We start from the raw sequence: 22,816 nt of genomic DNA on the forward strand, positions 1-22,816 counted from the left end.
ATTCAAAACTAGATAGACTTTGGAAGATAAGAAAACTTCAAGGAATACCAAAAGACGATGCAGCTTTTGTGGTCGCACAGAAGACGAAGTGGGCTTTCTGATTACAGGGGTCAACGGATGTATTTGCGACAGTTGTGCGGAACAGGCGCACGAGATTGTAAAAGAAGCCATGCATCAGCAAGGAAAGGGAACGACGGATCTGAATCTGTCGGAATTGCCTAAGCCAAAGGACATCAAGGCGTTCTTGGATGAATATGTCATCGGACAAGATGATGCCAAACGCTATTTGTCTGTGGCGGTATACAATCATTATAAGCGTCTGCTCCAGCCGAAAGACAACAATGAGGTGGAGATTGAAAAATCGAACATCATCATGGTGGGAAGCACGGGTACTGGAAAAACTTTGCTGGCAAGAACTATCGCTAAATTGTTGCATGTACCGTTTACCATTGTGGATGCCACGGTGCTGACAGAAGCAGGATATGTGGGAGAGGATATTGAGAGTATCCTGACTCGTTTGCTTCAGGTGGCTGACTATAATGTGGAAGAAGCGGAAAGAGGCATTGTATTTATCGATGAAATTGATAAGATTGCCCGCAAGGGAGACAATCCTTCCATTACGCGTGATGTGAGTGGCGAAGGCGTACAGCAGGGCTTGCTGAAACTGCTGGAAGGTTCTGTGGTCAATGTACCCCCTCAGGGAGGGCGTAAGCATCCGGACCAGAAAATGATTCCGGTCAACACCAAAAATATCCTGTTTATCTGTGGAGGTGCCTTTGACGGTATTGAACGGAAAATCGCCCAGCGTTTGAATACCAATGTAGTGGGTTATAGTGCAGCAAAGGAAGCGGTGAAGATTGACCGTGCCAACCTGATGCAATACATTGCTCCTCAAGATTTGAAATCGTTCGGACTGATTCCGGAAATTATAGGCCGTCTGCCGGTGCTGACCTATTTGAACCCGCTAGACCGTACTGCCTTGCGCAATATTCTTACAGAACCTAAGAACTCCATTATTAAGCAATATGTCAAGCTGTTTGAAATGGATGGCGTAAAGCTGGAGTTTGAACCGGAAGTGTTTGAATACATTGTCGATAAGGCCATCGAGTATAAATTGGGAGCTCGTGGTTTGCGCTCTATCGTGGAAACCATCATGAACGATGTCATGTTTGAGATTCCATCGCAGCATGTAGACCGCTTTGTCGTGACATTAGATTATGCCAAACAACAGATGGGGAAGGCAAATATTTCTCGTTTGCAAATGGCATAAATAGAGAGTTTTTAGTGAGAAAATGAAAACTTCCGATGAAATATTCGCCGAAATATTTGTGTAATATGAAAAGTTGTTTATAACTTTGTTACATACGGAGACAATATTTTTACAATCAATAAACATCTAAATCCAAAGGACAATGGCGGAAAATATCAGTTTATCAGCAGCACTTAAAAAGTATTTTGGATTCGATACTTTTAAGGGGAACCAAGAGGCGATTATTCGGAACTTATTATCTGGAAAGGATACATTTGTTTTAATGCCTACGGGAGGGGGAAAATCATTATGTTATCAACTTCCTTCTTTGCTGATGGACGGAACTGCTATTGTGATTTCACCGTTGATTGCCTTGATGAAAAATCAAGTGGACGCCATGCGTAATTTTAGTGAAGAAGATGGAATTGCTCATTTCATTAATTCTTCACTGACCAAATCGGCTACCGATCAGGTGAAATCGGATATTTTGGCCGGAAAGACGAAATTGCTTTATGTGGCACCTGAATCTTTGACCAAAGAGGAGAATGTGGATTTTCTGAGACACGTGAAGATTTCGTTCTATGCGGTGGATGAAGCACATTGTATTTCGGAATGGGGACATGATTTCCGCCCGGAGTATCGTCGGATTCGTCCGATTATCAATGAAATCGGAAAAGCGCCTGTCATTGCACTGACGGCTACGGCTACTCCGAAAGTCAAAATGGATATCCAGAAAAATCTGGGTATGACGGATGCAGTAGAGTTCAAGTCTTCGTTCAACCGTCCGAACTTGTACTATGAGGTACGTGCCAAGACGGCAAATGTAGATAAGGACATTATCAAGTTTATCAAGCAGAACGAAGGAAAGTCGGGCATCATCTATTGCTTGAGCCGCAAGAAGGTGGAAGAACTGACGGAAATTCTGCTGGCCAACGGAATCAAGGCCCGTGCTTATCATGCAGGAATGGATTCTGCCACACGGAATGCCAATCAGGATGCGTTTCTGAAAGAAGATATTGATGTGATTGTAGCAACAATTGCTTTTGGTATGGGGATTGACAAGCCGGATGTACGTTTTGTGATTCATTACGATGTGCCGAAGAGTTTGGAAGGATATTACCAGGAAACCGGACGTGCCGGACGTGACGGAGGCGAAGGACAGTGCATCACTTTCTATTCGAGCAAGGACTTGCAGAAACTGGAGAAGTTCATGCAGGGAAAGCCGATTTCGGAGCAGGAAATAGGACGCCAGTTGTTGCAGGAAACAGCCGCCTATGCTGAATCTTCAGTGTGCAGAAGAAAAATATTGTTGCATTATTTTGGTGAAGAATATACGGAAGATAATTGTGGTAATTGTGATAACTGTTTAAATCCAAAGAAACAAGTGGAGGCTCAGGATTCATTGTGTGCAGTGATTGAAGCAATCATTGCTGTAAAAGAAAACTTTAAGCAAGATTATATAATTGATATTTTGTTGGGTAAGGAGACTTCTGAAGTGCTGGCTCATAAGCATGAAGATCTGGAAGTGTTCGGCTCGGGAATGGGGGAAGATGAACGATTGTGGAACGCAGTTATTCGTCAAGCACTTATCGCCGGTTACTTGACAAAGGATGTGGAAAACTATGGCTTGTTGAAAGTGACGCCCGAAGGGCATAAGTTCTTGAAAAAGCCGAAGTCATTCAAAATCGTAGAAGATGCGGATTTTGATGAGGAGGAAGTGGATGAAACTCCGATGCGGAGTGGCGCTTCATGCGCAGTCGACCCAGTATTGTATTCCATGCTGAAAGATTTGCGGAAGAAGATGTCGAAGAAGCTGGATGTTCCTCCATACGTAATCTTCCAGGATCCTTCTCTTGAAGCAATGGCCACGATTTATCCGGTAACTTTGGAAGAGTTGCAGAATATTCCGGGGGTAGGGGCTGGCAAGGCGAAACGTTACGGCCAGGAATTCTGTGAACTGATCAAGAAACATTGCGATGAGAACGAAATCGACCGTCCGGAAGATTTGAGAGTACGTACGGTAGCCAACAAATCGAAGTTGAAGGTTTCGATTATTCAGAGCATTGACCGTAAAGTGGCATTGGACGACATTGCGGTGGCAAAGGGAATTGAGTTCAGCGAACTGCTGGATGAGATTGAAGCCATTGTTTATTCAGGTACCAAGCTGAACATCGATTATTTCTTGGAGGAAATCATGGATGAAGACCACATGCAGGATATTTATGATTATTTCAAGGAGTCTACTACGGACAAGATTGATGATGCCATGGATGAATTGGGTGATGACTATACAGAAGATGAAATCCGGTTGGTACGTATCAAGTTTATTTCTGAGATGGCCAATTGATAAAGAAGATAAAGTATTTCTTTAGGATATTCTACAGCGGGTTGGTGTGTGTATACACTGACCCGCTGTTTTTTTTAAGTGATAAACTGGCTTTTTAAAAAGATGTTAACTATAGGTTTAAATCTGAATAAAATTCGTATATTTGCACGCAATAAAATCTAAAGCATAAAGCCCTATGTCATTTATTGCAGATAAAGTTGTAATGGACGGATTGACTTACGATGATGTATTGTTGATTCCGGCCTATTCTGAAGTATTACCTAAAACAGTCGAACTCACGACTAAGTTTTCACGCAACATTGAGTTGAAAATTCCGTTTGTAACTGCAGCCATGGATACGGTTACCGAAGCACAGATGGCCATTGCGATTGCTCGTGAAGGCGGTATCGGTGTAATCCATAAGAACATGTCCATTCAGGAACAGGCTCGTCAGGTAGCTATTGTAAAGCGTGCTGAGAATGGTATGATTTATGATCCTGTCACCATTAAGAGAGGTTCTGTAGTAAAGGACGCACTTGATTTGATGGCTGAATACAAGATTGGTGGTATCCCTGTAGTGGATGATGAGAATTACCTGGTAGGTATTGTTACCAACCGTGATTTGCGTTTTGAAAAAGATATGAACAAACGCATTGATGAGGTGATGACGAAAGAAAATATCGTGACCACTGAACCGGGTACGGATATGGAAACTGCTTCCAGAATTCTGCAGGAAAACAAGATTGAAAAACTGCCGGTAGTAGATAAAGCTGGAAAACTGGTAGGTCTGATTACGTATAAGGATATTACAAAAGCAAAAGACAAACCAATGGCTTGCAAGGACTCTAAAGGTCGTTTGCGTGTGGCTGCCGGTGTAGGAGTGACAAATGATACCTTCGACCGTATGGAAGCGTTGGTGAACGCTGGAGCAGATGCCATTGTGATTGATACGGCTCACGGACATTCCATGTATGTGATTGAAAAATTGAAAGAAGCGAAGAAACGCTTCCCGAATATTGATATTGTGGTAGGTAATGTCGCTACGGGTGAAGCAGCCAAAACGCTGGTAGAAGCAGGTGCGGATGCCGTGAAAGTAGGTATCGGTCCGGGTTCTATCTGTACGACTCGTGTGGTAGCCGGTGTAGGTGTTCCTCAGCTGACTGCAGTATATGATGTAGCAAAAGCTTTGGAAGGAACAGGCGTTCCTTTGATTGCAGATGGTGGTTTGCGTTATTCTGGAGATGTAGTCAAGGCATTGGCTGCCGGTGGTTACAGTGTGATGATTGGTTCTTTGGTAGCCGGTACGGAAGAATCTCCGGGTGACACTATTATCTTCAACGGACGTAAGTTTAAATCTTATCGTGGTATGGGCTCATTGGAAGCCATGGAAAATGGTTCAAAAGACCGTTACTTCCAGAGCGGTACAACTGATGTGAAGAAGCTGGTTCCGGAAGGTATTTCTGCTCGTGTACCTTATAAAGGTTCTTTGTATGAGGTAATTTATCAGCTGGTAGGTGGTTTGCGTGCCGGTATGGGTTACTGCGGTGCACACAATATCATGGAGTTGCATAATGCGAAGTTTACGCGTATTACCAATGCCGGAGTATTGGAAAGCCATCCGCACGATGTCTCTATTACGAGTGAAGCGCCGAACTACAGCCGTCCTCAGTAAATAAAGATTCTTTGAATTTATTCGCATATAATCATTCTGAACGTCAGTCAGGTCGTAATGACTTGCCTGACGGCTGGAATGATTTTTTTGTTTGATGAAGTTATAAATAAAGGTTAGTCATGCGTAGAATCCTGTTGTGGTGTGTGTATCTGCTGATGGGGGCTTGTCTGTCTGCTCACGCAGAAGAGCGGGAAGTTGTGTTCCGGATTGATGGAAAAGCCACCTCTGTGAAAGAATTTGAACATTATTATGCGCGGATACATGCCGTAAATGGTATCTCTGCCGAACATTTTTTGCCTCATTTTTTGTATTATAAACTGAAAGTGGCCGATGCCAGAAAGAAAGGATGGGATACGTTGCCCGATTTCCGGTTGCAATGCAATGTGTTGCAGGGCGAGTTAGGGAAGGCAAAGGGAGCGAAAAGCCTGCAGTCAGCTTCCATGAAGTGGGTGAAATTTCGTCAGATATCGATTTTGTTACCCCAGCATGTGTCGGCTGCTCAGGAGCGTCAGGCCCGGAAAAGTATGGATTCTGTGTATACCGCATTAAAGGGGGGAGCGGATTTTGAAGTAGTTGCGCGGAATTACCCCTTGGTGGAGGCTTCGCCTTATTCGGATGGAGAATGGATTCCGGAAGTATGTCTGGTAAAAGAATTTTCGGAACGGTTGGATACCTTGAAGAAGAATGCCTACTCGGCTCCGTTTTTTTCTCCATTGGGCATTCACGTGGTTCGTTTGTTGGATTGCAAGCAAGACGTATACCCCAACTCTGATGATACGATGGCGGAAGTAGTCGGTGATTCGGATGGAGAGGAGGAATGGGAACAGACATTGACCGATGGATTGTTGGCAGCTTACTGGGACAAACGTCATATCGGAGGACCTTCAGGAAGTGTCACCGACCAGGACTTGCAGAATTATTTTGAGGCGCATAAAAAAGATTATGCATGGGAACTTCCTCACTTCAAAGGGGGAGTGGTGCATTGCCTGAATAAGAAGGCCGCTTCTAAGTTGAAAAAGAAGTTGAAAAAATTGCCGTTGGGGGAATGGGCGAAGGAAGTTACGGCGGCTTCCCAAGAAAATCCAGGTCTGAAGGCAGAGGTGGTAACCGGCCTGTTTCAGATAGGAAGTAATCCTTATGTGGATAAGCTGGCATTCAAATGCGGACACTTTACGCCTCGTACTGACCTGCCTTATACATTTATCTTGGGAAAACGTCTGAAAAAAGGGCCTGAAGAGTTCCAAGATGTGCGGGAAGAAGTGCAACGTGATTATCGTTTGTCGATTGAAAAATCACAAATGGAAGCATTAAAGCAAAATTTCCAAATAGAAATAAACCAAGACATTTTAAAAACCGTTAATTGTAGCGGAAAAAAGTAATTAATGCCGTATCTTCGTCCTTTGTAATGTAACGGACCAAACAAATCAAATAGACAGAAAATGAATAAATTGATCATGACTGGTGTCTTGGCTCTTCTATTTGCCTTGACAGGAATAGTCCCCACTATGGCACAAGATAATGTGATTGATGAGGTAGTGTGGGTGGTCGGCGATGAAGCCATTCTGAAATCGGATGTAGAAAACGAACGTTTGAATGCCCAATATGAAGGCCGCCGTTTTGAGGGTGACCCTTATTGCGTGATACCGGAAGAACTGGCAGTACAGAAATTGTTCCTCCATCAGGCCGAAATAGATAGTATTGAAGTCAGTGACCAGGAAGTATTGCAGAAGGTAGAAGCCCAAATCGCTTGGCTGACAGAACAGATTGGTTCGAAAGAAAAAATGGAAGAATACTATAACAAGACTTCCACACAAATTCGGGAGATGTTGCGTGAGAATATTCGTGACGGATTGACCGTACAGGAAATGCAGAAGAAAATTGTGGGAGATATCAAACTGACTCCGGCAGAAGTGCGAAACTATTTCAGCCGTCTGCCGCAGGATAGTATTCCGTTTGTACCTACACAGGTGGAAGTACAGATTATTACGCGTGAACCTAAGATTAAGGAAGAAGAAATTGAACGGGTAAAGAAAGAACTGCGTGATTTTACAGATCGTATCAATAAGGGAGAGACGACTTTCTCTACCTTGGCCCGTATGTATTCTGAAGACCCGGGTTCTGCCCGTCGTGGAGGTGAATATGGCTTTACGGGACGTGGAGAGTTGACCCCGGAATTTGCCAATGTCGTGTTTAACCTGACAGACCCCAAGAAAATCTCAAAGGTTTTCCAGACTGAATATGGTTATCACATTGCCCAACTGATTGAAAAGCGTGGTGACCGTGTGAGTTATCGTCATATCCTGATTAAGCCACGTGTAGACGAAAAGGATATCGAGGCAGAACTGAACAAGTTGGACACGCTGGCCAATGATATCCGCAAGGGAAAAGTGACTTTTGATGAGGCAGCCACTTGGGTGTCTCAGGATAAAGATACCCGTAACAACCACGGTTTGCTGGCTAATCCTCAGACTTCTACTTCTCGTTTTGAAATGCAACAGCTGGCTGGACTGGTTTCACAAGAAGTGGCTAAGACCGTAGAAGGCATGCAGATTGGAGAGGTTTCTCAGCCGTTTACCATGATCAATGCTAAGGGAAAAGAGGTGTGTGCCATTGTGAAATTGAAAAACCGTATTGATGGCCACAAAGCTACTATTTCGGAAGACTATCAGCGTTTGAAGGATATTGTAACGGCTAACCGTAGTGAAGAGAAACTGCAGAAATGGATTGTAGAGAAACAGAAAAATACGTATGTACGAATCAATCCGTCTTGGCGTAAGTGTGATTTCAAATATCCGGGATGGATTAAACAGTGATGAGAATACCTGCACATGAAACAGGATACAGATAAAAAATCAGGCCGTGTAAGGATGCATCGTCTCCTGCCGGTTGTGGCATTTTGTTTGACCATACTGAGCCTTTCAGCTCAGGGAGGACTTTCTGTTCCTCAGCATCCGGTGAAGCAGGAAAAAAAACAAGCTCCGGCAAAGACTGCCCAGCAGAAAGGAGAATCCAAGCGTCCGGCAGCTAAAAGCAAGGTGTATTTGTTGCACTCCGATTTGCTGCGGAAAGATGCCCAGCATCCGGATGCCCAGATTGTGACCGGCAATGTGGAGTTCCGCCATGACAGTGTGTACATGTATTGTGACAGTGCATGCTATTATGATAAAATCAGCAGCTTTGAAGCTTTTGGTAATGTGAAGATGGTACAGGGAGATACCTTATTTCTCTATGGTGACCGTTTGTACTATGACGGATTGACCCAGATTGCGGAGATGCGTTGCAATGTACGGATGGAAAACCGTACGACTACCTTGCTGACAGACAGTTTGAATTATGACCGGGTATACAATTTAGGTTATTTCTTCGATGGAGGAACCATGATGGACGAACAGAACGTATTGACCTCTGAATGGGGAGAATACAGTCCGCAGACCAAGCAGTCCGTTTTCAATTACAATGTGAAGCTGGTCAATCCGCAGTTTACGCTGACCTCGGATACCTTGCGTTACAATACGGCTTCTAAGATTGCCGACATCGTGGGACCTTCGGATATCTGGAGCGATGCCAATCATATTTATTCAGAAAAAGGAATTTACAATACCGTAACCGGAAAGGCTGACTTGTATGATCGGTCTGTGCTGACCAATCAAGGCAAGCAATTGACAGGAGACACGCTTTTTTATGACCGCAATACCGGAGTCGGTGAAGCATTCAGTCGGATGGTGATGACAGATACAGTCAATCGGAATATGCTGACGGGTGAATATGGTTTCTACAATGAAAAGACAGGATATGCCTTTGCAACTGACAGTGCTGTAGCCATTGATTATTCACAGGGCGACAGCTTGTTTTTGCATGCGGATACATTGTTGATGGAAACCTTCCACATGGATACGGATTCCATGTACCGTGAAATGCGGGCCTTCCATAAGGTGCGTTTTTACCGTACAGATGTACAGGGAGTAGCCGATTCACTGGTCTTCTCTACGACAGACAGTTGTTTGACCATGTACCGTGATCCTATTATCTGGAACAAAAACCAGCAGCTTCTGGGTGAAGAGATAAAAGTGTATATGAACGATAGTACCATCGACTGGTCGCATATCATTGGTCAGGCGCTTTCGGTTGAAAAAATAGATTCCGTCTTGTACAATCAAGTGACCGGAAAGGAGATGAAATCTTACTTTGTGGGCGGAGACATGCGAAAGACTGAAGTGATAGGCTCCGTACGGGTGGTATATTATCCGATGGACTCCGACAGTACGCTGATTGGTATGAACGTGTCGGAGACCAGTAAGTTGGAAATCTATCTACAGGACAAGAAAATCGAACGGATGGTGATGAGTCCGAAATCGAACGGGGTATTGTATCCGATGACACAGATTCCGGCAGGGAAAGACCGGTTGGAGAACTTTGTCTGGTTCGATTATATCCGTCCGAAAGATAAGGCCGATATTTTCAACTGGCGCGGTAAACGAGTAGAAGACCAGTTGAAGAAGAGTGTACGCGGACCGGTAGTCTTGCCGAATGCTCGTTTGTTTGAAAATAAGAAGGAGGAATAAGATATGGGAATGTTTACAATGAGAAAGCCTCGCGGTTATCACCATGAATATATTTACGTGGATGAGCGCAAGGAAAAATTGCAGAAAATAGAAGATACTGCGAAACGTGAACTGGGAATGCTTCCCCCCAAGGAGTTTGATCCGGAAGACATTCGTGGAAAGTTCGTGGAAGGAACGACGTACCTGAAACGCCGCAAGGAAAGCGGACGTAAACCTCTGAGTTATGGAGCCATGTTTGTGGCGATTGTAGTGTTGCTTTATATTTTACATTATCTGATTACAGGAGAATTTACATTATGACCTCGGGAGATGTAATCCGTTTGTTGCCGGATTCGGTAGCCAACCAGATTGCAGCCGGTGAGGTGATACAACGTCCTGCGTCTGTCATTAAAGAGCTGGTGGAAAACGCTGTCGATGCCGGTGCCAAGAACATCGAGGTACTGGTGACCGATGCCGGGAAAACCTGCATACGGGTAATTGACGACGGGAAGGGCATGTCGGAAACGGATGCCCGAATGGCTTTTGAGCGTCATGCTACCTCTAAAATCCGGGAAGCGGCCGATTTGTTCGCCCTGCATACCATGGGGTTCCGGGGCGAGGCGCTGGCTTCCATTGCGGCTGTGGCACAGGTGGAGTTGAAAACCTGCTGCAAGGAGGACGGCTTGGGTACGTATATCCAGATTGCTGGTTCTCAGGTGGAGAAGCAGGAACCTGTGGCATGTCAGCGGGGCAGTGATTTCTCGGTGAAGAACCTGTTTTTTAACGTGCCTGCCCGCCGGAAGTTCCTGAAATCCAATCAGACAGAGCTGAGTAATATTGTGGCGGAATTTGAACGGATTGCGTTGGTGAATCCCGACATTTCGTTCGTATTGAGCCATAACGGTACGGAGATGCTGAATCTGCCGGCTATCCCATTGCGTCAGCGGATTATGGGCGTATTCGGGAAGAAACTGAATCAGGAACTTTTATCATTGGACATCAATACCACGATGGTAAAGATTCACGGATACATTGGTCGTCCGGAATCTGCCCGTAAGAAAGGGGCCCGTCAGTTTTTCTTTGTGAACGGACGGTATATGCGGCACCCTTATTTTCATAAGGCGGTGGCCAGTGCCTACGACAACCTGATTCCGGTAGGAGAGCAGGTTTCTTATTTCATTTATTTTGAGGTGGCTCCTTCGGATATCGATGTCAATATTCATCCCACCAAAACGGAAATCAAGTTTGAAAACGAACAGGCCGTATGGCAGATACTCTCTGCGGCGGTGAAGGAAACCTTAGGCCGTTTTAATGCGGTGCCTTCCATCGATTTCGATACGGAGGGTATGCCAGATATTCCAGCCTTTGAAAATTCTCCTTATAGTGTGGCTCCTCCGCCTACCAGCTTTGATCCTTCTTATAATCCGTTTAACACTTCGGCTGTGCCTCCTTCTGCTTATTCCTCTGCTTCCAGTGGACGGGTAGAAGCGTCTCCCTCTTTTGAGGAAGGACAGGAATGGAAACCTGTTTCGAGTGAACGGGAAACTACCGTACGTTCATCGATGAACCGGCGGGAATCGGTACCCGATTTTGGACGGAGCGGCAACTATACCCCTTCGTTTGGAGGACATAAAAACCGGGTAGAATGGGAGCCTTTGTTTGAAGGGCTGGAACGGTCGCACGAGGAGCCGTCGGATACGGTGGAAGAAGAACCGAAGCCATTAGAAACGGCGAACTGGCAAGAAGCATCGGCCGAGCCCATGCTGTCGACAGCCGAAGAGGAAAACAAAGAAAGAGTGCCGCTGGAGAATTCCATGCGTCATTATCAGTATAAAGCCAGTTTCATACTGACCTCAGTCAAGTCTGGGTTGATGATTATCAACCAGCAACGGGCTCATGTACGGATTCTTTTCGACCGCTATATGGCGCAGATAGAAAACCGGAAGAATGCGTCCCAGCGGATGCTTTTCCCGGATATGGTACATTTCTCGCCGTCTGAAGTTCCGGTACTTGAGGAATTTATGGACGACCTGAACGCGTTGGGTTTTGAACTCAGCAGTCTGGGAGGAGGAACCTATGCCATCAACGGGATTCCGGCAGGTATCGAAGGGCTGAATCCCGAAAAGCTGGTGACGGATATGGTACATACGGCCATCGAAAAGGGCTGCAAGGTGAAGGAGGAAGTGCAGAGCATGCTGGCCCTTTCCTTGGCAAAAGCCGCCGCTATCGTACCGGGGCAGATTTTGACCGATGAAGAAATGAACCGGCTGGTCGATGACTTGTTTGCCGTGTCTACTCCGAACTATACGCCCGACGGAAAGACCGTGCTGGCAGTATTGAAAGAAGAAGATTTGGAAAAGATGTTCAAGTAAGGTGTACGGTCAGGAAAGTAAAGAAGGCCGTTGTACATAGACATACAGACTGCATCGTAAAACAGAGTGTAGCCTGTGAAAGAGAAATCCCTCTATTTTTACTTGCTGTAGAGGCAAGGTCAAAAATAGAGGGATTTTTTGGTTTGTATAAGAGGGACAAAGAGCCTTTTGGGGGAAAGAATGAGATGAAAAAGGAAAATCTGAACAGCCCCTCCTCTTTTCTGAATAATCGCGTAAGTACCTGACAGACTATCTTTGCTTCAGATTAAGAAACGAAAAAACATGAAGCAATTAGTAGTCATTTTAACTTCCTTGTTCACGTGGTTACCTGCTTTTGCGCAGCGCACACTCACGTTGGAAGAATGCCTGCGGATAGGCATCGAGAACAATCTCTCGCTGGCTGGCAGTCGCAACGAACTGCGGAAAGCCCAACATCTGCTCAGCGAGAATCGGGCAAAGCTGTTGCCACAGATCAATGCAGTAGCTGGGTTCAACGACAATTTTAATCCTCCGGTATCGGTTACCGATGGTTCGGCGTACGGCAATCCCTACAACGTGACCAAGACGCTGCAATACAATGCGTCGGCAGGTTTGCAGTTGCAGATGCCGCTTTACAACCAGACGGTGTACACTGCCATTGATATTGCCCGCACGATGAACGAGCTGAACCGCCTGTCCTACGAAAAGGCCCGGGAGGACTTGATGCTGCAAATCAGTAAAATGTATTACTTGGGGCAGAACACGGTGGAACAGCTGGCCCTGATTCAGGAAAACCGGGCGCGGTTGCAGGAGTTGCGCGACATTACCCAGGCATTCTTCGACAACGGCATGGCCATGGAGGTGGATGTGAAGCGGGTCAACATTAATTTGGAGAACCTGCAGGTGCAGTATGATAATGCGAAGTCGATGCTGGTACAGCAACTGAATTTGTTGAAATACGTGATGGACTATCCGGCGGAAGAAGAAATCGCCTTGACACCGGTGAATCCAGAACAGGTGGAGTCGGTTTCGTTGACCGGGCTGCGCAGCGACTTGTATGAATTGCAGCTGCTGGAGTCGCAGGAGAAACTGGCCGGACAGCAGAAAGAGCTGATTCGCCAAGGCTATCTTCCTTCGCTGAGTCTGACCGGAAGCTGGATGTATTCGGCTTACACCGACAAAGCTCGTCATTGGTTTCATTCTGGCCCTTCCAACCATTGGTATCCGTCCAGCGGGCTGGGGCTGACTCTCCGTGTGCCGATTTTCGACGGACTGGACAAACGGGCACGTATCCGGAAGGCCCGGATTGATGAGGAGAACGCCCGGTTGAACTACGAGAATATGCGGAAGAACATGGAGACGCAGTATCTGAATGCCACGAACGACCTGATGAACAACCAGCGTAATTTCCAGAAGCAGAAAGACAATTACTTGCTGGCCGAAGAGGTCTATCAGGTGACGACCGACCGCTACCGGGAGGGTATCGCTTCCATGACGGAGGTGCTGCAGGACGAAATGCGCATGAGCGAGGCACAGAACAATTACCTCAGCGCACACTACAACTATCAGGTGGCTAACCTGACCTTGCTGAAACTGACCGGACAACTGGACCGCTTGTTTCAGACAAATACCACTCATTGATTCACTCTTAAACTATTTTGTATATGAAAACTTCCAATCATACGCTTCAGGAAAAAGCCTTGAAATTGAAAAAACAACGTCGTCGCCAGATTTTAGCCAGTATTCTAGGAATTGCCCTCCTTTTGTGGGGAGTGGTCGAAGTGGTCTGCATGTTTTTGGACTACAAGCATACGGAAACGAGCAACGACGCACAGGTGGAACAATATATCTCTCCGGTAAACCTGAGAGCATCGGGATACATCAAGAAAATCTATTTTACCGAACATCAGCAGGTGCATAAAGGAGATACGCTCCTGGTGTTGGACGACCGGGAATACCGGATTCGGGTGATGGAGGCAGAAGCCGCACTGAAAGATGCGATGGCGGGAGCTACCGTGATGGATGCCACCTTGCAGACCACGCAGACCACGGCTTCGGTCTATGAGGCTTCGATTGCTGAAATCGAGATTCGGTTGGCTAAGCTGGAGAAAGACCGTCAGCGCTATGAGAACCTGGTAAAGCGCAATGCGGCGACTCCGATTCAGCTGGAACAGATTGAAACGGAATACGAGGCTACCCGCAAGAAGCTGGAAGCTACCCGACGCCAGCAGCGGGCCGCGATGTCGGGTATCAAGGAGGTATCTAATCGGAAGGAGAGTACGGAGGCTGCCATACAGCGGGCAAAAGCAGCTTTGGAGATGGCCCGCCTGAACCTGTCGTATACCGTGGTGGTGGCTCCTTGTGACGGGAAACTGGGACGCCGGGCCTTGGAAGAAGGGCAGTACATCACTGCCGGACAATGTGTGACGTACATTCTTCCGGACAGTCAGAAATGGATTGTGGCCAATTACAAGGAAACGCAGGTAGAGAACCTGAGGTTGGGGCAGGAAGTACGGATTGCCGTCGATGCCCTCAGTGACCGGGAGTTTACCGGAAAGATTACGGCCATCTCCGGAGCCACTGGTTCCAAGTATTCGCTGGTACCTACCGACAACTCTGCCGGCAACTTTGTCAAAATTCAGCAGCGTATTCCGGTACGCATTGATTTCACGGATTTGTCCGAGGAAGATAATGCCCGGTTGGCTGCCGGTATGATGGTGGTCGTCAAGGCCAAATTGTGAGTGTCACGTTTTTAGGAATTGTTTTAAACGTAGAATTATGCCTTCTTGTCCTAAAAATTATCCGTTCTATAACTGGATGCCCAAACCGCTGGGCATCCTGATTCTGGTCCTGCTTTTTGTGCCGATTCTGACGGCTAGCGGGGTTTATACTGCCAACAGTGGGGAAATGCTCAGTGGACTGGGCATCCAGTCGGAACATATTCAGTTTGTCGGTTTTCTCACCTCTGTAGGAATGGCTGCCTTTTCGCCCTTCTTCTACGGGCTGGTGTGCCTCCGTCGGGAAAAGATGATGTGCATCGTCGGTTTTTCTTTGCTTTACCTGCTGAGTTACGTCTGCGCCAAGACTGACAGCATTTATGTGCTGGCGGTCTGTAGCGTGGTGATGGGATTTCTGCGGATGGTGCTGATGATGGTCAACCTGTTTACGCTGATCAAGTATGCGTTCGGGATGGAGGCTACTCGTAACATCACGCCCGGAAATGATCCTGTGGATGCAGAAGGATGGGACAAGCTGGACGGAGAGAAAAGCGTCAGCATGCCGACCATCTACCTGTTCTTTATGATCCTCGGACAGTTGGGCACCTCGCTGACTGCCTGGCTGGCATACGAATATGAATGGCAGTACGTCTATTATTTCATGATGGGGGCGTTGTTGCTCTCCATACTGGTGGTGTTTGTCACCATGCCTTACCACACCTATGCCTCGCGCCGTTTCCCCATCACTTTCCGGAAATTCGGGAGCGTGGTGATTTTCTGTCTGATGTGTGCTTCGGTGATTTACGTGCTGGTCTATGGCAAGGTGCTCGACTGGTACGATGACCCTTCTATCTGCTGGGCTACGGGGAGTGCCGTGTGCTTTACGGTTCTCTTTGTGTATATGGAAAAGAAACAGTATTCTCCGTATTTCCTGATGGACATCTTCAAGTTGCGTTCCATCCGGATAGGAATCCTGCTGTTCCTGTTGCTGATGATTTTCAATTCCAGCGCCTTGTTCGTGAACGTGTTTACCGGAGTTGGGATGAAAATCGACAACTGGCAGAATGCGGCATTGAACAACTGGAGCATGGCGGGATATTTCATCGGCTGTGTCATTGCCGTCATGCTGGGACGTAAGGGAGTACATTTGAAATACCTGTTCTCGTTGGGTTTCGTATTGATTGGACTTTCGGCACTGTTCATGTACTTTGAGGTGCAGACTGCTGGCTTGTATGAGCGGATGAAGTATCCGGTCATCATCCGGGCTACGGGAATGATGCTGCTGTATTCGCTGACGGCAGTGTATGCCAACCAGCGGATGCCCTATAAGTATCTTTCTACTTGGATTTGCATTATGCTTACCGTGCGGATGGCGCTGGGCCCCGGTATCGGTACGGCACTTTATACGAACGTGATGCAACACCGCCAGCAACATTATGTCACCTGTTTCGCACAAGACCGCGACCGGCTGAATCCGGAAGTGTCGGCTTCCTATGCGCAGACGGTACAGGGCATGCAGTATCAGGGTAAGAGCGGGCAGGAAGCCGAACAGATGGCGGCTATGTCGGCAAAGGGAACCGTGCAGGTGCAAGCCACGCTGTCGGCAGTCAAGGAGATGTCCGGCTGGACTTTCTACGGTTGTCTGGGCTGTGCAGTCTTTTTCCTGCTCATCCCCTGGAAGAAAAGGCGGCTGGACAAGATTCCCGCTTCTGTTTCTTGAAGATAGTCATGCGTCACGGAGAGGCCTTTCGTTTCTTAATCTATATTTTCAGCGGGGAATATCTATGGAAGTCTCTGCCGTGACGCTTTTTTTGTGTATCTTCGTACTGGTATAAAAATAACTTGAACCGGTATTATGGCTACACAAACAGAGCGCTTGATGCGCTTGAATCAGGCATTGGTGGAACGAAGGGATATTTGTTGTTCGGAAGGCGTGGTGGAAGCTTTTCCGGCTGTATTGCAGAAAACTTTCCGGATGGATTATCTGGGACTAGTGGTCTGTGAGCAAGGGAGTTTTCAGTTTACGCTGGACCGGAAACCTTTTACGGCGAAAGCCGGAGAAACAGTTTTCTTGTCCGAAGCTACGGAATTTTGTGCCGGGACGTATACAGACAACTTGCGTGTGGATATTTTGTTTTACCGGGTAGACCCTATTCGGGAACTGTTGGGCAGTTCCGTAGTAGCCATGCATCTTTATGCTACGCTGACTCCGGAGCCTTGTTATGTATGGACTACAGGGGAGGAAGAAGACATTGCCCGTTATATCACCCTGATCAGCCGTTACCGGCATGCCGCGGATAATCCTTTCGGCAGCCATGAACGGAAACTGTTGCTGCTGGCCCTGACCTATCGGCTCTGTGCCATTTACAGCCGGCGGTTGATGGAAGAGAACAAGGCTGCCGGACACAAGATTGATACCTTTATCCAGCTGATTCGGCTGGTGGAAAAATACTACAAGGAGGAGAGGGGAGTAGCCTTTTATGCTGACAAGCTGTGTCTGTCTCCCAAATATCTTTCGGCTTTGTCAAAATCTGTATGCGGATATACGGTACAGGAACTGGTGTTTCGGGCCATCATTCGCCGCAGCATGCTCTTGCTGAAAAATTCCCACAAAACGATTCAGGAAATCTCGGATGAGTTTCATTTCCCCAATGCTTCTGCTTTCGGGACTTTCTTCAAGAAAGAGACCGGACTTTCTCCTTTGCATTATCGGTGTGCGGAAGAGAATACATCGTTTGAAGAAAAATAGCGGAAATTTTCTTGTTGTTTTTCAGATAGTTAAGGCTGTTCCAAAAACGCACTTGCGTTTGAAGGAAAACGCTTTTACGTTTTACTTAAAACGTCCTTGCGTTTTGGGTGAAACGCCTTTGCGTTTGGATTGAAACGTCCTTGCGTTTTTAAGCGAACGTCAAAGCGTTTTTACTGTGGTTGTTTTTAGATAAAAAAACTGCCCCATCTTGAGGGATGAGGCAGTCTGAGTCTGGTGAATTTTTATCAATGCGTAATTACACCTCCGTCACTTGTCGGATTCTGTGTCAGGGTGCTTCCGCTCGGATAAGAGTTGATGGCTGTCTGTGGAATGTAATAAGTCACACGATAGTCAGTGGCTGGTACATCATTTATAGGGTGAGGTCCCGGATACTGTCGGGTCAGCGTGCCTCCATTACGGAACACATCGTAACTGCGTTCAGCCTGATAAGCCAGCTCCAGTTGGCGTTCTTTGTCAACCAGTTGGGCTGCGTTGGCTGCGAATGTAGTGGCATCGTAAGCGGCTTGGTCATTGATGGCCCGTGTACGTATGGTGTTGACATCCATTCTTGCTTGTTCCGGTTGGCCTAATTTTACGTAAGCTTCCGCACGGTTCAGGTACATCTCATCCAGGCGGGAGATAATGGGTGAATGTAGCTGTGATTCCAGGTTGTCTTCTCGAGAACACTTGGTAATGTAGAACATCGGATAGCCATTGTTGAGTGACATCTGATAATCAATGACACCTGTGTAGCTGCTTCCATTGTAGTTGATGGTGTAGTACTGTTCATCAGCTGTTCTGCCTATGGTGTAAGGAGTGATGGGATATCTGTCCTTCGGATTGCCGTTTTCGTCCACCGTATAACATTCAGTATAGGTATTGTTCACAGGAAGCTGTACATAGGTATATCCGGTACCTGTGGCATTGGGAGTGATGAAACGCAAGACCTCGGTATAGTTGCCGTTGTCGTCTGTGGAATATTGGGGCTCAATGAATTTGGCTCTCGCATCCACGATTCCGGCATCTCCCTTTCTCCAGTCGTTACGTTTGGTTTCGTTCAACAGGTCAAGATATTTGGCGCTGGCATACATTTCTCCCCATCCCATACCGCCGATGTTGGAGTACATACCGCCGATGGTATAATAATAATCCTCACCGGGGAAGTCGGCTGCCAAGCGTTTGATGACGAAAATATCTTCCGGATAGTTTTCGGGGGCTGTCCGTGGTGACTTCATATAGTCTTCACGCGATACCAGATGGAAGTTGGGAGATTGGATAACCAAATCGGCATAGTAGCGCGCGGAGTCCGCATATTCGGTATTGGGGTTCTCATAGGTGCCGCTCATATAGAGATATACACGTGACAGCATGGCTTGGGCCGCTTCTTTGGAAGCACAGTCTGCGTTCTGGAACGAGGTCGTAATCATCTGTTCTGCTGTACGCAAATCGTTGATGGCCTGCTGGTAGGTTGCTTTAACCGTAGAACGGTCGGGTAAAGACAGGTTGCTGATTGCGTCCTCATCTGGGGTTCCATTGACGATAGGAACTCCCAAGTTCTTGTCGGGTGCCTGGTAGTAAGGACGTCCGAAAGCCCGGCACAGGTAGAAATACATCATACCCCGCACATAGTAACATTCTCCCAATTTACTTCTGATGGTAGAATCGTCTGTCTGTTTGGCCATGTTGATGATGTTGGAAGCCTGTGCGATGGCTTTGTATCCATAGTCCCAGAAGTTCTGCAGACGATAGTTGTCGGGAGTACGTGAATAAGTGATGAATTCATAAAATGCATCGGTTGAGGCACCACGGATCATCATATTGTCGCCGGCATATTCTCCAAGACGATGCATCGGGTCTGACCAAGTTTTCAGCTGTGCATACATACCGTTTAACATGTTGTCGAAAAGTATCTCCTGGTTTTCTGCTACTTGCTCTGTGGCCATGTAGTTATTGGGAAATCGTTCTATGTCACAAGATGTAAGTATTCCTCCTGTGATGCCAAGGGATAAAAGTAGGGTTGAAGTTATCTTTTTCATAAATGTGTGCTGATTAGAAAGTTAAATTAATACCGAACATGAATTTACGTGTAGACGGATAAAGGTTGGCGCCGGCAGTGCCGATAGCTTTGTAGGTTCCGGTAGTTTCATCATAGTAAGCCGGTACTTCAGGGTCGATACCTGAGAATTTGGTTACTGTAAATACGTTTTCGGCTGTGAAATAGATACGCATGTTCTGAATATAATATTTAGACAAGTCTAAATTGTAGCCGATAGACAAAGAACGCAGTTTCAGGTAATTTCCATCTTCCAGATAACGGGTAGAGGCTTTGTTTGAATTGCTCTTGTTTCCATAAGATGCAACCGGGTGAGTTGCTATATCACCTTCTTTCTCCCAGCGTGACCATCCGTCAATCAATTTCATTTGGTTACGGTCTGTATAAGCACCGTCTGAATCATATTCCTGACGGGAATAGTTATAAATCTTACCTCCGAGCGAGAATCCGAATGAAGCGTTTAAATCAATATTTTTCCAAGTCAGAGTGGTATTGAATCCACCAAACAATTTAGGTGACGTAGCTTCTGTCATGACTTGTTTGGCTTCAGAATAGTTGCTGGTTGTTTCTCCGCTACCGTCGTTCTTGTACCACAGAGGAGCTCCATTTTTCGGGTCGACTCCAGCCCATTCACGCAGATAATAACGGTCGGTGCTGTAACCTACCTTCAATACTTTCTCTGCAGCTCCAGCAATGCTTGTATCATTACCGCCACCGCCGATAATCATCATATTTGGGTCATCTCCATATAGCTTTTCAAGTTTATTTTTATTGTAACCCATATTCAGGTCAAGGCTCCACAACCAGTCTTTTGTACGGATGATGTCGCCTCCAATAGTGAATTCCACACCTGAGTTACGCATTTCTCCTACATTTTGCCAACGACTGGTGATACCGGTCAGTCCGGAAACCGGAACCTGATATAAGATATTGGAAGTGTATTTGTTATAGTAATCAAATACGAAACGCAGGCGGTTGTTGAAGAAGTTGGCATCCACACCGACTCCGGCAGTGTAGGTCTGTTCCCAGGTCAGGTCCTTGTTTCCTACCTGGCTGATCAGAATGGCTGGAATACCGTTGTAGTTGGAAGATACGGAATACAAGCCATATTGCGGATATTTGGAATAAGGGGTATTACCTACCGAACCGTATGAAGCACGTAGTTTCAAAACGTCTACCCAGTCGGCCTTGAACCATTTTTCACGGTTGATGTTCCATCCGGCACTGATGGAGAAGAAGTTACCATATTTCTTGTCGTCACCGAAGTTGGAAGCGCCGTCTCGTCGGATGGAGGCTTCCGCCAGATAACGGTTGTCGTAAGCGTAGTTTACTTTTGCAAACACAGACTGTTTAGCCCATTCGGTCAGATTTCCTCCGACTTCTTCCGGAGTGGCTGTCGCATCCAGCACTTCAAATCCAGAAACAATACCGGTACCTTTGGCATTGATGACTTTGGCCGAGGTATCCATGAATTCGTAGGCCAGCAAGGCTTGTACGGAATGTTTTCCGAACATTTTGTTGAAAGTCAGGTATTGGTTGGTGTAGCGTTGGATGTTATTGGTTTGCTCTTCTTCCACACGTCCTTGTACACCAGAGGCACTGTCGGTACGCGGGTCTGTGTAAGTAGACTGGAAGTATCCGGTCCAGCGGTAGTTGTTGACTGAGGTGAAAGTCAGCCAATCGGTGATTTTGATATCAAAGTCAAAGTTTCCAGAGAATTCGTATGTCTTTTGTGTGGTATGGTTCCCATAAGAAAGGGCATTCAGGTAATTCAGGTCAGAGCTGTCCACCCATCCGCTGTAACGGTCGGGAACCAGGTTGCCATCTTCATCGTATGGGCTATCCCAAGGGAACATGGTATATTTGGCGGTGTAATCGTACTGGGCGTCGTTGGTATTCTTCATCGAACCTGATATGTTCGGTTTGATGGTCAACCAGGAGAAGGGTTTGTAATTGGAGCGGTAACGGAAACTGTATCGGTCATATTTATAACCTTTTACGGTTCCTTCTTCACTATAATATCCCAGGGAGAAGTAGGAACTCATTTTTTCGTTGCCTCCGGATAGGGAGAGGTTATAGTCTTGTGTGAAGCCAGCCTGTGAAGCCAAGTCTCCCCAGTCGAAGTTGGCGTTTCTCAACTCGGGGTTCCAGCGCGAGAACTTGATGTCTTCCTGATTGGGGAAGGATGCATAATAATCATAGAGTTCAGCTCCATTCATCACTTCCATCTTTCCGTTGGTCATGGTGCTGACACCCAGTTTGACGGAGGCATTGATTTTCATCTTTTCGCTCTTTCCCATTTTAGTGGTCACGATGATGACGCCGTTCGCACCTTGTGAACCGTAGATGGCAGTAGAGGCTGCATCCTTCAATATGGTCATGTTCTCAATATCCGAGGGGTTTAGTACACCAGGGTCTTCACCTACGATGACTCCATCGATTACCCACAGCGGGGAGGTACTTCCACTCAGCGTGGCACGACCACGGATTTGTACGGCTCCGTTGGAACCCGGCTGTCCTGAGCCCGGCGCTACATACACTCCGGAGACCTTACCGTTCAGCATGTTTTCCACAGTTGGTGTGGTGATATCTTTCAGTTTGTTTTCTTTCAATGTAGGCATGGCACCGGTCAGACTTTCCTTTTTCTGTACACCATAACCTACTACCACCACTTCATCCAAAGTTTCGGTATCTTCCTGCAGCTTGATGGTTTGTTCACCGGCTGTGGCTTTTATTTCTACAGTTTGGTATCCGATGAAAGAGATTTGAAGAAGTGAACCTACGGGAGCATTGATTTCATATTTTCCATCAATGTCTGTGATGGTTCCGTTGGTCGTCCCTTTTACCAGAATGTTCACTCCGATTACAGGATCGCCTGTTTTGGCATCAATGACTTGTCCTCTTAGTTTTTGGCTTTGTTGTTGAACCACCAGATTGGTACTGGTCTCGGGAGAAGTAGCGAAAGCAGGCAGAGAAGTGCTGATTAAAGCACTTGTCAGTAGGAAGCAGCTACTTTTTTTAAAACATGATTTCACTACTGTCCCGTAAAAGTGGATAAATAGTTCTTTGAAATTATTGAAATATAGTCAATTACACGGTCTTTTGAAATGAAACGGACTTGATTTTGCAACTTTGCAGTCTAATACAAATGGCTGCTA

The 22,816-nt window shown here is 46.5% G+C and carries 14 protein-coding genes; 12 read left to right on the plus strand and 2 right to left on the minus strand.

Going from position 1 to position 22,816, the window contains the following annotated elements; genetic code table 11:
• Positions 1 to 19: 19 nt before the first annotated feature.
• The 12 genes from clpX (at position 20) to H6A28_RS07665 (ending at position 17,605) form a co-directional block, all read left to right on the plus strand.
• Positions 20 to 1,270 carry an ATP-dependent Clp protease ATP-binding subunit ClpX gene (clpX, locus tag H6A28_RS07610; RefSeq protein ID WP_204473722.1) on the plus strand — a complete coding sequence of 417 codons (1,251 nt, stop codon included), beginning with the start codon at positions 20 to 22 and terminating at the stop codon, positions 1,268 to 1,270.
• 142 nt (positions 1,271 to 1,412) lie between these two features.
• Positions 1,413 to 3,596: a DNA helicase RecQ gene (recQ, locus tag H6A28_RS07615; protein ID WP_204473723.1), complete on the plus strand. Its 2,184-nt coding sequence runs from the start codon at positions 1,413 to 1,415 to the stop codon at positions 3,594 to 3,596.
• A 175-nt stretch (positions 3,597 to 3,771) separates the two neighbouring features.
• Positions 3,772 to 5,247 (plus strand): IMP dehydrogenase, encoded by a 1,476-nt coding sequence (gene guaB / locus H6A28_RS07620; RefSeq protein WP_204473724.1) that lies wholly within the window; start codon positions 3,772 to 3,774, stop codon positions 5,245 to 5,247.
• Positions 5,248 to 5,366: 119 nt separating this feature from the next.
• Positions 5,367 to 6,626 carry a peptidylprolyl isomerase gene (locus H6A28_RS07625; protein ID WP_204479630.1) on the plus strand — a complete coding sequence of 420 codons (1,260 nt, stop codon included), beginning with the start codon at positions 5,367 to 5,369 and terminating at the stop codon, positions 6,624 to 6,626.
• A gap of 75 nt (positions 6,627 to 6,701) precedes the next feature.
• A complete protein-coding gene (locus tag H6A28_RS07630) occupies positions 6,702 to 8,060 on the plus strand; it encodes a peptidylprolyl isomerase (protein ID WP_204473790.1) in 1,359 nt (452 codons plus the stop codon).
• 15 nt (positions 8,061 to 8,075) lie between these two features.
• Positions 8,076 to 9,809 carry an OstA-like protein gene (locus H6A28_RS07635; RefSeq protein WP_239465303.1) on the plus strand — a complete coding sequence of 578 codons (1,734 nt, stop codon included), beginning with the start codon at positions 8,076 to 8,078 and terminating at the stop codon, positions 9,807 to 9,809.
• Positions 9,810 to 9,812: 3 nt separating this feature from the next.
• Positions 9,813 to 10,109 carry a hypothetical protein gene (locus tag H6A28_RS07640; protein WP_204473726.1) on the plus strand — a complete coding sequence of 99 codons (297 nt, stop codon included), beginning with the start codon at positions 9,813 to 9,815 and terminating at the stop codon, positions 10,107 to 10,109.
• A complete protein-coding gene (mutL, locus tag H6A28_RS07645; RefSeq protein WP_204473727.1) occupies positions 10,106 to 12,160 on the plus strand; it encodes a DNA mismatch repair endonuclease MutL in 2,055 nt (684 codons plus the stop codon). Before H6A28_RS07640 ends, mutL begins: the two co-directional genes overlap by 4 nt.
• A gap of 282 nt (positions 12,161 to 12,442) precedes the next feature.
• Positions 12,443 to 13,780, plus strand: a complete 1,338-nt coding sequence (locus H6A28_RS07650; RefSeq protein WP_204479632.1) for a TolC family protein — start codon at positions 12,443 to 12,445, stop codon at positions 13,778 to 13,780.
• Between the two features lie 23 nt (positions 13,781 to 13,803).
• Entirely contained in the window at positions 13,804 to 14,880 is a 1,077-nt protein-coding gene (locus H6A28_RS07655; RefSeq protein ID WP_204479633.1) for an HlyD family secretion protein, read from the plus strand.
• A 37-nt stretch (positions 14,881 to 14,917) separates the two neighbouring features.
• A complete protein-coding gene (locus H6A28_RS07660) occupies positions 14,918 to 16,576 on the plus strand; it encodes an MFS transporter (protein ID WP_204479635.1) in 1,659 nt (552 codons plus the stop codon).
• A gap of 135 nt (positions 16,577 to 16,711) precedes the next feature.
• Positions 16,712 to 17,605 carry a helix-turn-helix domain-containing protein gene (locus H6A28_RS07665; RefSeq protein ID WP_204479637.1) on the plus strand — a complete coding sequence of 298 codons (894 nt, stop codon included), beginning with the start codon at positions 16,712 to 16,714 and terminating at the stop codon, positions 17,603 to 17,605.
• Positions 17,606 to 17,850: 245 nt separating this feature from the next.
• On the opposite strand, the gene H6A28_RS07670 is transcribed toward H6A28_RS07665, so the two are convergent.
• Both H6A28_RS07670 and H6A28_RS07675 read right to left on the minus strand, forming a co-directional pair.
• Positions 17,851 to 19,641 carry a RagB/SusD family nutrient uptake outer membrane protein gene (locus H6A28_RS07670; RefSeq protein WP_204479639.1) on the minus strand — a complete coding sequence of 597 codons (1,791 nt, stop codon included), beginning with the start codon at positions 19,639 to 19,641 and terminating at the stop codon, positions 17,851 to 17,853.
• A gap of 13 nt (positions 19,642 to 19,654) precedes the next feature.
• The gene (locus H6A28_RS07675; RefSeq protein WP_430641272.1) at positions 19,655 to 22,657 is read right to left on the minus strand and encodes a SusC/RagA family TonB-linked outer membrane protein; all 3,003 of its coding nucleotides are present in this window, start codon (positions 22,655 to 22,657) and stop codon (positions 19,655 to 19,657) included.
• Positions 22,658 to 22,816: the final 159 nt, after the last annotated feature.

Source organism: Bacteroides mediterraneensis (genome assembly GCF_016900355.1).
Lineage (GTDB): Bacteria > Bacteroidota > Bacteroidia > Bacteroidales > Bacteroidaceae > Phocaeicola.